10 protein-coding genes and 1 pseudogene are annotated in these 9,734 nt (G+C 57.0%); 5 read left to right on the top strand and 6 right to left on the bottom strand.

Annotation, left to right across the window (positions count from 1 at the left end):
- Positions 1–160 (bottom strand): transposase (locus A3A5_RS40830; RefSeq protein ID WP_198293109.1); only part of this gene is annotated, 160 nt, incomplete at its 3' end.
- Positions 161–401: 241 nt separating this feature from the next.
- On the opposite strand from A3A5_RS40830, the gene A3A5_RS40180 reads away from it, so the two are divergent.
- The 4 genes from A3A5_RS40180 to A3A5_RS40175 all read left to right on the top strand — a co-directional run bounded on the left by A3A5_RS40180 (position 402) and on the right by A3A5_RS40175 (position 3,180).
- Complete coding sequence (locus A3A5_RS40180) at positions 402–1,097, top strand: ankyrin repeat domain-containing protein (RefSeq protein ID WP_018309837.1); 696 nt, start codon at positions 402–404, stop codon at positions 1,095–1,097.
- A 19-nt stretch (positions 1,098–1,116) separates the two neighbouring features.
- Positions 1,117–1,911 carry a hypothetical protein gene (locus tag A3A5_RS0106690; RefSeq protein WP_018309836.1) on the top strand — a complete coding sequence of 265 codons (795 nt, stop codon included), beginning with the start codon at positions 1,117–1,119 and terminating at the stop codon, positions 1,909–1,911.
- 88 nt (positions 1,912–1,999) lie between these two features.
- On the top strand, positions 2,000–2,212 hold the full coding sequence (locus A3A5_RS43030) for a hypothetical protein (RefSeq protein WP_157637146.1): 213 nt from the start codon (positions 2,000–2,002) through the stop codon (positions 2,210–2,212).
- On the top strand, positions 2,209–3,180 hold the full coding sequence (locus A3A5_RS40175) for a zeta toxin family protein (RefSeq protein ID WP_018309835.1): 972 nt from the start codon (positions 2,209–2,211) through the stop codon (positions 3,178–3,180). Before A3A5_RS43030 ends, A3A5_RS40175 begins: the two co-directional genes overlap by 4 nt.
- A gap of 322 nt (positions 3,181–3,502) precedes the next feature.
- Here the strand turns inward: A3A5_RS40175 and A3A5_RS0106680 are convergent, their stop codons facing one another.
- The 5 genes and pseudogenes from A3A5_RS0106680 to A3A5_RS0106665 form a co-directional block, all read right to left on the bottom strand.
- Positions 3,503–4,231 (bottom strand): DUF6602 domain-containing protein, encoded by a 729-nt coding sequence (locus tag A3A5_RS0106680; RefSeq protein WP_018309834.1) that lies wholly within the window; start codon positions 4,229–4,231, stop codon positions 3,503–3,505.
- Positions 4,228–4,992, bottom strand: a complete 765-nt coding sequence (locus tag A3A5_RS0106675) for a hypothetical protein (protein ID WP_018309833.1) — start codon at positions 4,990–4,992, stop codon at positions 4,228–4,230. Before A3A5_RS0106675 ends, A3A5_RS0106680 begins: the two co-directional genes overlap by 4 nt.
- A 176-nt stretch (positions 4,993–5,168) precedes the next feature.
- Positions 5,169–6,590 (bottom strand): hypothetical protein, encoded by a 1,422-nt coding sequence (locus A3A5_RS37770; RefSeq protein ID WP_018309832.1) that lies wholly within the window; start codon positions 6,588–6,590, stop codon positions 5,169–5,171.
- A gap of 268 nt (positions 6,591–6,858) precedes the next feature.
- A pseudogene (locus A3A5_RS44460) lies at positions 6,859–7,083 on the bottom strand (hypothetical protein); the annotation flags it as partial.
- Between the two features lie 254 nt (positions 7,084–7,337).
- Positions 7,338–9,089: a P-loop NTPase fold protein gene (locus A3A5_RS0106665; protein WP_018309831.1), complete on the bottom strand. Its 1,752-nt coding sequence runs from the start codon at positions 9,087–9,089 to the stop codon at positions 7,338–7,340.
- A gap of 174 nt (positions 9,090–9,263) precedes the next feature.
- On the opposite strand from A3A5_RS0106665, the gene A3A5_RS44455 reads away from it, so the two are divergent.
- Positions 9,264–9,734, top strand: a 471-nt coding sequence (locus A3A5_RS44455; protein WP_018309830.1) for a hypothetical protein, incomplete at its 3' end; no start/stop codon positions are given.

Genomic DNA, 9,734 nt, shown 5'->3' with positions numbered 1-9,734 from the left:
CAGCCGTTTCCGCCCAGCCGCCGCACGCACTCGGTATGCTTGCCGTCGGCTTCTCTGCGAGTCGCTCCGCTAGCAGCACCGCCCGCTTATTCAGGCGCTGGTCGCCCAAGTCAATGTCCTTGAATTCTGCCGCTGCCCAACTCGTTGCCTCTCGCTGCATGTGCCGTCCAAAATGCAAGAGTGAACGACAATCCGAAAGAGTTTACAACCCCACCCGCTATGTCATTGACCGTAAACGACTTTCTGCGGCGCACCAGCCGCCAGGAGTTGTGTGTAATGAGGTGGACTCAACCTTGCCTGCGTGGAACTACAGCATCCGCTCACGGAACGCCGCATAGCGGGAAGTTATTTCGAGCACGTTCCTTAGCGGCGCGAAAGTGCGCCGTAGACCCGGAGTAAGCATGTTCAAAACCACGAAGGACAAGTTGTTCGAAGCAGCAGTTGAGGGGGATCGAGCCGAGATCCTGCGCCTGATGGAAAGAGGCGCCTTCGACGCCAACGTGAAAAGTTCACTCTGGCGCGGCACGCCGATCCTGGCCTATGCCATCCTCAATCAGGACCATATTCTCGCTCAGCATCTCATCGATAAAGGGGCCAACGTTCGGGCGGTGGTAGATGGCATGCCCTTGCTCCATATGGCAAAGGATGCGAAGAGCGTCCATATGCTGATCGAGGGCGGCGCTATGGTGATGGCTCGCATGGGGAAGGAGTACCCGGGCCTTTCCAAGGGAGCGACAGCGTTGCACAAGGCTGCCCCGAACGACAATCACGAGGTTCTCAAGGCGCTGATCGATTTCGGGGCAGAGATCGATGCTCGCGATGCCTATGGGCACACACCGCTGCATTTCGCGGCAAGCCGACGCATCACGAATTCGAAAGCCCTGGTGATGGCCGGCGCTGATCCGGATGCCGAGAGCAAGAGTGGCGTGACGCCATCCGATCTGATCTCGCAGACATTCGGCTTCGCCAAATCGGCAGATGCGTGGCTGCGCGAGCGAGCTGCAGCGCTGACGAGTTCAGCGCTCGCGCGCTTTCGTTCCGGGTCGGATGCGCTCCATCAGGATGTCTATTCGAAGCCGCCCGCACATCGGATGTGATTGAGTAAGGAGCGAGACCATGAAGAACGGCAACAGCCCGCAGCAGCTCAATCAGTCGCTCGGTTCTTCGTTCACATATGACCAGGTGGACATGGTAATCGTGGCGCCTGACGGCACGCGATTTGATCAGGCGGACATACTTCGCATGCAGCGCCCAACGTGCTCTTTCCAGGAGCCTTCGGCAGAGTTCTATCGCTGGTATGAGTTTGGCGGGACGGCCCGCGAGCGGCCCCTAGACGCTGCCGAGCTTTCCGCTCTTCTTGTGACTCAGTGCGGATATTCGAACGAGGTTGCTGATGAGTGTGTGCGACTCGAGTCTCAAGCGCGCGATGGAGATAAGGCCGTATGGCATGCAATTGCGGAATACAGGCAGGAAAGGCTGCATGCGGATACCCCGCGGGAGAAGCCAAGCGCCTATGACTCGGTACAGGAGCAGCTGGCCGATGCCCGGCCACTGCCCAAGGACGTAGCGCTCATAAAGTGGGGCGGTTTCAAGGATAGCGCCATTGAAGGGGGCTTTGGCAGCCAGCAGCAAAGGATCGCGGGGCTGATTAAGGCGGGGGCGACCAAGGCGCAGCTCATCCAATTCTGGCGAGAGACGAAGCACCTGAACTGGCCCGCGAGTTTCGGGCAATCGCCTTGGGAAACTGCCTCGTCAGTCGGTGGGGCCTTGGATGCAGCCCTTTTGGGGGGCGCCCTCAGCGCTTACCACCATGGCCTGTTGTATGTCTTTGGCCGCACCCAAGCTGCAGCGAGAGTCGGGCCGGAGCGGGACGTAACGCAGAAAAACGACCAAAGGAGGCCTAAAATGTAAAGTAATGGGCACGTTTCGTTTAAGTTCTGCGAGCGTGCTTAGCCGGACGGGCATATAATGAAACCCATAGGCGACATGGAGGTGCAAAATGGCTTCAAAGCTGGCCCAATTCGTTATGAGCAAGCAGTTCGATGACCTGTTTGCGCGTGGCGTGAAGAAAGCAGCGGAAGAGGCGCGAGCTGCCGGTCTACCACCGGCTGGCGACAAACGCGTCTTTAAGGCCAAGGCCCGTCGTGCGACTGTGGTGTATGAGGCCCCGCGCCCAACCACACCCAAACGCAAGACGCCGCGAGTTGCATGACAACAACCGACAAGACGCAGCAACAAGATCCCCCTTTTGAAACCACGGTCCTGTGTTTTGCAGGACCGAACGGTTCTGGCAAGACAACTGCCAATCGCGAAGTCCTGGCGGCGTCAGGGCTTCCACCCGAAGCCTACATCAACGCTGACGATATCGCGAAGGCGCTCGAGAGCGAAATCGCGGACTATGACGAGCGGAATCGGAAAGCCGCGGCAATCGCCGAGGAGCGCCGACTTGCCGCCCTCGAAACCGGGGACTCGTTTGCATTCGAGACTGTCATGTCCACGCCGGAGAAGGTGGCTTTGCTCACCCAGGCGAAGGCCAAAGGATACGAAGTCTTCCTCGTATTTGTGGCAACCAATGATCCCGAGATCAATGTCGCGCGTGTAGCAAATCGCGTCAGCCTCGGAGGCCATGCCGTGAAACCTGACACCATCCGAGACCGCTACTGGCGGGCATTGGAGCTACTGCCGTGTGCGGTCGAGCAAGCGGATATGGCTTTGGTGTACGACAACTCCTTGGATGGCGTGAAAGCGGTAGTCGTCGCAAGGAAAGCAGGCGAGCGTTTGGAGATCGAGGACGCGGACGACCGCGATGCAGACTGGATCCTCAAAGCGTTGGGGGGGCCTTGGCAAGCTCGCCTGAATTCCCGTTCGGCTCTGATGGACCTTGCCGTTGAACACGGGGCGGATCCAGAGAACGTTCAGCATTTGCTTCGCCCTGCCGTTGCCGAAAACGGAGTTGATTACATTGGCCTGGTGCTCGGAAAGACTGACTGCCATGTGCTGCAGGTCAACGGGAAAGGCGAATACTTGCTGCACGACCGTCAGTTGCTGGCAACGGACGTCATTAAGGCAGGCGCTTGGCAATGCCTGCAATACCGGTATACCAAAGGCAAGATCGATCGTTCCGCGCTTCTCAATGTGGCCGCGCCTGAAGACAAAACAGGCTCGCGTCCTAAACTCTAGCGGATACCAGGCTCGCCTCTTTTGCAGTGTGGGCAGCCTGGTACCTTCCGTCTTGCCTGGTGTACAACGCTGCAATGCAGCCTGTCATGCTGTCACCCTAACCGTGCTTCGCGTGGCGCAGGCGCGGTGTCCATAGTATCGCCTGGATACGGCGAGAGAAATGACCGTGCAAGCTCGGGTTCGCGGCAACGAAGCCACTCGTCCCAACTGTCGACAGCTTCGATAGTACAGATGGTTCATGTTGCTCACGCCAATGGCCGGTAGGCATGCCAATTTCTCCGTCATCGGTCCGATTACCGGCGCGGCCGTCGGGACTTTGAGGCTAGTCCGCAAGCCAATGGGCGTAAGCCCGGATGTCGATCATCGGCACCGTGCCAATCTCTTGCAACGTCGCGATGAGCTCCAGCAGGAAGGCTGTTGCAGGCTTGCTCTGCGGTGAAATTGTCACTGCCCCTTGATCGTCACAGCTGAACAGGCCGTGAGACGCCACACAACCGATATCCAACCGGTTGTTCACATTCTCCGGCTGAACCTGAAGCGCCTCGACCAGCGGTTGACCCAAGGGCGGCTTCCAGTCGCTTTCAAACGTCAGTAGACCGCCGATAATGTGGTGGAGCGGTTTGGCGGCCGCGACGCCTTTGAGCCAGGGAACGGGCATGCTCGTGCGCACCAGGCGCCGAACGCTCTCTACCTTCTCCTGGGCGTATTTTACCTGCCCGGCGTTGATCGACTGCTTTGCTTCGAAAACCGCATATACGCTTTCGGCCGGGATGACCAGTTGGTCGTTGTGCTCGAAGATCAGCGGCGTGTACTGCCGGTCAAAAATGACAATGTCCATTTGCTGACTGAACCCGTCCCTGCTATCGACGACATGCGCCGTTGCCGCCTGATACCGGCGCGGCAGATACGTTTCAAGCAGATCCAGCCATGCTTTTTCGCTCGCGTCACCCTTGGTTCCGGGATGGCCGAAAGACTGCCGCGACACGGCAAGGCTTTGCTGCACCTTATCGTGCAGACCTGACAGCAGCGTTTGAAGGGACCATTCACTCATCGAACCAAGTTCTCCCAAGACCCCTGCAGGGACGTCGCGGCTGCCTTGCTGATCGCCTGCTTTTCAGCTGTGGTCAGATCATCTGAAATGCTGTTGTTTGTGTTGGCTGGATCGACGATCTGCGCCGTTGGCAGATAGTCTCGAAAATACTCCAAGCACTTCACAACGCGGCGAGAGAGGGGCACCAAGAATTCAAACTGCAACGCCTTGATGACGGCGAGTTCGACATAAAACGAGGGAAAATCCAGGCCTTTCTGATTGCGCCACAGTTTGATGACCCGGGTTTCCTGTTGCCTCCCCGCCGCAGTGACATGCGCAATGTGCGTGTCGATGTTCGTCTTCTTCCATGTGTCTTTGCGACGGACATAGAGGCTGTGATCGCTCGTCAGGTAGTTTTGCCGTTTTGCGGGCACCAGATCAACGTCGAAGCCATTGACCCTGATATTGATAGACACATTTTGTCGCTTCGGCGCGTATCCCTGGCCCTTGAGACGCGCGAAAAGCTTTTCGTAGACCTCCTTCAGGGTCTCAGGTGTCTGATCGGACAACGATATGAAAAGATCGATATCGGTTCCCGATGCATTGGCCGTGCCCTTGGAAAACGAGCCGCTCGGCCGGACGTCGAGGAGATATCGGTTTGCCCACTCATTAAGGAGCGGTTGGATCGTTGCTCGGACATTCCACAGAGGCGAAAATATGCTCGTATCGACGGCTTCCCGGTTGAGGATAGTCGTTAGATAGGCGTCTGCGTCGATGCTCATAGGCTCGGTCGGGTTGCTCGCGATGTTTAAGCAGCTATAGAGATAGTATGGAGAAACTGCTCCACTTTCAACTTTTCAAGGATCCGGGCATATCCGCGTCGCAACGGACCGGACTCTATTCGCTTGCGCCTGCAGGGAGGCGCAGCGTTCTGTCCATCCGGTGACTATCTCTTTCTTCAACCCGCTTTTGGCGGCTGCCATCCCAAAACAGGTCCGACATGCACCGAGATGCCGTAAGCAAATGAATCTTGCTTATAAGGAGCCCCACAGTAGAGGATGGCCACGCATTGTTTAGCGAGGATTTTGTAAATACCATTTTCAGTTCCGCAGCTGTATAGCAACGCAACACTAAAAAGCTTCAAGCCGTGGGAAGCATCGACGGTCATATAGAGCGCCTCATCGTCAGGCTCGTTGACTTTCACATTCCAGCCAGCATCGCGTAAAGGCCGAACCAAATCAGTCATACATTGCTGAGAAAGGAGCCCCTTACGGAGCAGGACTCCATTGTCTGCTGGCAATGGTGGAACCAGGCGCCCATGTTTTCGGAAATGATCCTGTTCGGCAAGCTTCAGCTTCATCTGAACATCGCGCCGAAGCAGCGCCTGTTGCCATAGCAAGGTGCTGTCGTCGTTCATGTCAGGGAGAAAAAACGAGACGCTATGAGAGGCGTCGTACCAAGATTCGATGGCTGCAAGTGTGGCAAGCGCGACCACCATCCGAGCGAAATTCGCCGGTTGCTGCCATGACGCCGCGGTGCCGTGCGCAAACATGTGCCGATTCAGCCAAGTCACCCCTTGATATTCGTCGGTGTTGCAAAAAAAATGATTCTTGAGCCACCTCCGAAACGTCTCAAAGGCGAACACACGCTCGTCCTGCCCGAATAGATAGTCACAAGTCTTATATTCTGGCGGCACCCACATGCGGTCAAAATGGAGTTGTGCAGCAGTTTCGATCGCGCGGCTCACTGCATGATCAATCTTCTCCGGAGCAGTGGCTTTAGTTCCGAGATCAGAAACAATTCTTGTCAGACTGCCTTCGATCGCCGGTATCAACGCTCCGACACTGGTAGCCCAATAGCCGCTATATGCGCCTAGATAAGCTTCCCGCGCCAACGGCACGATCTCTTTAAGGCTGCGAGCAAGAGGCAAGATCTGTTCGATGCAAACCGCCTGGAAGGCCAATGTGTAAAGCGTTGACGTGTGATATTTGAAAAGATCGAGCGCCCGCTCTCTCGTCACATGCCTCACGGAAGCAAGCAGCTTAGATATTTCACCCATCGGTAGCCATAGCGGCATAAACCACTCGACCTTGTCCCAAAGAGCGGCTTGATCGTCGTGTTGTTTCCGCCTTATTTTCCAGTTATCGTCGCCGGAAACCGGAATGGTCGGGAAGCATGCTTTGCCACCTTCGACGGTCAGGACAATACACGGCGTCGGATGGAAGACCCCGACATCTGCAAGTTTCGCGACCGGATTGATGAGCCTCTTGTCGCCAGCCCATTTTTCAATGAGTTCTGGTGCCAAAGTGTTCAGCGACGACTCATTCAGCGCGCGTCGCCAAATTCCACTGAAATTATCCTCGAGATTGGAGAAAGACATTGAACCCATCCAAAGTGCAATCGTAGTTAATTTTGTTCGGCAATTTACCACCAATTTCTGGACACGGCTGCCGCCGAGCATGCGACTAAATGAACCTCCGTTCCACCTTGAAAGCGGCCCGATATGTCGCGCTGAATCGACCGGCCGCTTCACGGCCTGAGGCGGTCAGTCAAGGTTTTTCAAATAAAGACTGCCCAATGAAACGCCGCCCGCCTGTGGGCAACTCGCGCAACTCTTCCCAATAGAAGCAAACTTATCGATGTCAAATTCAACTGCGTGACTGTCCATCAAAGCTGGGTGACCCATGCCCTAGGGAGCTGAGGAGGGGCGAGCCGCGCGTCCTCAAGGTGTTGAGGTACATACTCTCATCGTACCGCGTCCTTGTCTGCCAGCAGCGGTAAAGGATTCGTATCCACTTGAACGCCAATGCACGGACGGCAGCCTGGTACGAGCTGCCCTTCGCTCGCTGTTGCCGGTAGTAGGCGCCCGCCCAGGATCGGGAGTACGCGTTGCTGACTGGCCGCTTCCGGGTCGCGGAATACCACTGGCCGCTTTCCGGTGATGAATTTGAAGTGCGGGCTGGCGCAACCCACAACTGCCCTTCGATGCCGGTAATGTCGATGGCGGCTTCGTAGTGAACAACAGTCATTGGGGCGAGTCGGAGTTATCCCTTGTAACGAGGCTGATCCGAAGCAGCGACAACGCCTCAATCTGCTATTCCAGTGATGGCTCGTTCCTAAACGCTGCTTAAGGCTGCTCGGCGTCGTCAGCCCGCTGACCTTGTTGTGGAGGTTCAAGCTCGATGGCCAGCGCCGTCGTGGCGAACAACCTCTTCATCAGCTTGGCCAGTCGAGCTGATTCGGGATTCTGGTCGTTCGCAATCGCTCGGCACGCCTCCATGAAGCGGTCCGTCGCGTGACCGAAGTGCGGATCGTAGGCACCTCGCTGGAGTCGCATTTGAATCATGCGGCGCATGAATTTCGGCAAGTCGTCGATGCCCATCTCTCGGATGGCCGACTCAAAGTCGTCGGCCGTCGCCCGCTTCATGGCCACTTCTTGCAAAGTGCCCCAACCGCCGTGTTCGATGATGTGATTGCAGGCCTCTACCACGGTCGCCTGAGCCTGTTGTTGCGAGACGACGACGTCGAACGTGGCTTGAATGTCAGGATGTAAGGAGTTGCCAAACGGGTTGTCGTCGTCCGGGGCGGGGCCCCCACGAGCCTGGAACGCAGCGTTCCAGGCCTGGATCATCTGCTCGGCCAAGCGCTGTCCGCCATCCAACTCGCTCAGCACGCTGTGGAGCTCCGTAGCAACATAGGGATCGAGCTGGCCTGCGATGGCGGGGAAACCGGTGGCTTCGGAAAGGAGATCCGTCTCGGTCGCCCGGTGGTCCCAGATTGCCTTCTTGATGAAGATGCGGGCATTTTGGCGAGCCTCAATGGTTTGCGCTTCGACGACGTAACGTTCGATGATAGCCTGGACCTTTTCACTTTCGAAAAGGCCGGATTCTAGGAACTCCACGAGCACCTTCTCGAAGTCGTCGCAGCTGTTGATGCCGAGTTCGCTCATGAGCATCCGCCATCGGTCTTCGCGCTTTTCTTCTTCGGTGGGCTCGTCCTTTTTGTCGCGAACGAACGTGGACCAGTCCGGGTTTCCAACGTTCAAAGCGAACTGGAAGTCGGGACCATCCTCAAGTCCCCGGTAAAGAATAGCTCCGAAGAGAACGATCGAGGGCACGACTCGCGCTTGAATCGGATCGCTCAGATCCCTATTCGCGAGGATCTGATTGGCTGCTCGGATCACCTTCCAGATAATCCGAATATTCGTGAGGCCACACGCGATGATGGCTAGTTTTAGCGTTGCCTCGTATTTGGGCGAGGCCAAGAGCTTGATCGCGATTGAGAACGCTTCATCCGGCGTCGTCGAGAGCTTGATCTCCTGGTCGATCACTTTCTCTCGAAACGTGGTCCAAAGCGTCCGCTGCTCGCCCTCTGTCGCAAGCTGGTCGTCGTTAAGAACGAGAACGAACCGCGCCTTGAATTCCTTGGAATATTCGTCAATGAAACCAAGGATCTCGTCGATCCCGAGCTTCGCGTGCTTGCGTTCGATGTCGTCAATGACGATCACCCTCTCCCTCAAAGCGAGTGGCGCGACGAGCAGCAAGTTGAGATCGTTGATGGCTGCGAGCGCCTTGTAATGGGTAGCCGCAGCTTGCACCCCGCTCTTGAACAGGTTCTTAACGACCTCAAGCTTGCCGCCGCCCACCGCCGCGTCGGGCAAAGCGCCCTCCATCAGCTTGCGTTTGACTTGGTCAATGCTCGACAGGCCGAACAGCGATACGTAGAGCGCCTTCTTGACCTTCACGTCTTTGGATTCCGTCTTGACCTCGTTCCAAAGATGAGTCTTGCCCGTTCCCCACCTGCCAGACAAAGCGATGACTTTGTTGTCGGCGTTTTCGAGCAGTTCGATTAGATGCTTCTTGGTTCTCTCAAGCGACATGGCGCTCCTCCGTCGACTTCCGGGTGCAGCATGCCAACGTCGGCTACGGCTCACCGGGTAAGCTCGTCGGCATTATCGCAGTGCAGGCGGGTATCCAGTCCAAAATCAGAGAACGACTCACCTCGGCCTTCAGCGGACTTTAAGAAAGCCTTCAGCCCGAAGCTGGGACGACGGTTGACGTTCTATCGGCGCGCCTTGCTTGACCTGTGGTTACTGTTCGAGGCGGACCCCAGCGTGATCGCCTTTTGTGAGCGCCCTGGCTACGTACACCGTGGTGGAAACGCGCGGCTTGCCGATTTCTGGGTTCAATACACCGACCGACAAGAGCTGGTTCTTCTCGCAGACGCCGGTCTGGACGAGAGGGCAGCGCCGGGTAAGCCTCTGGACGAGTCAGCATTCTCAATCCGCAGCATGTCGTCGACGGACCTCGCGGCCGCGCGCGTTTGGATTGGCAACTGGCAGCGCATGCTGCCGTGCATCGTGGCCAATCGAGGCCTCGTCCCATGGTCACTGTCCCGATCAGTCGAGCGCCTCCTGGAAAATCCACAGCAGCTAGAGACCCTCGAGCGCAAATGTTCGAACGTGGATCCGGTTTTGTTCCGGGCAGCACTGTTTGGCCTGGTGCATGCCGGTCGCGTCGCAGCG

The sequence above is a fragment of the Cupriavidus sp. UYPR2.512 genome (genome assembly GCF_000379565.1).
Lineage (GTDB): Bacteria > Pseudomonadota > Gammaproteobacteria > Burkholderiales > Burkholderiaceae > Cupriavidus.
This window is presented reverse-complemented; position numbering and strand designations above follow the sequence as displayed.

Excerpts from the sequence above, each read along its gene's own strand:
- A3A5_RS40180 (WP_018309837.1), top strand. The coding sequence starts at position 402 with ATGTTCAAAACCACGAAGGACAAGTTGTTCGAAGCAGCAGTTGAGGGG.
- A3A5_RS40175 (WP_018309835.1), top strand. The coding sequence starts at position 2,209 with ATGACAACAACCGACAAGACGCAGCAACAAGATCCCCCTTTTGAAACC.
- A3A5_RS0106680 (WP_018309834.1), bottom strand. The coding sequence starts at position 4,231 with ATGAGTGAATGGTCCCTTCAAACGCTGCTGTCAGGTCTGCACGATAAG.
- A3A5_RS0106675 (WP_018309833.1), bottom strand. The coding sequence starts at position 4,992 with ATGAGCATCGACGCAGACGCCTATCTAACGACTATCCTCAACCGGGAA.
- A3A5_RS0106665 (WP_018309831.1), bottom strand. The coding sequence starts at position 9,089 with ATGTCGCTTGAGAGAACCAAGAAGCATCTAATCGAACTGCTCGAAAAC.
- A3A5_RS43030 (WP_157637146.1), top strand. The coding sequence starts at position 2,000 with ATGGCTTCAAAGCTGGCCCAATTCGTTATGAGCAAGCAGTTCGATGAC.
- A3A5_RS0106690 (WP_018309836.1), top strand. The coding sequence starts at position 1,117 with ATGAAGAACGGCAACAGCCCGCAGCAGCTCAATCAGTCGCTCGGTTCT.
- A3A5_RS37770 (WP_018309832.1), bottom strand. The coding sequence starts at position 6,590 with ATGTCTTTCTCCAATCTCGAGGATAATTTCAGTGGAATTTGGCGACGC.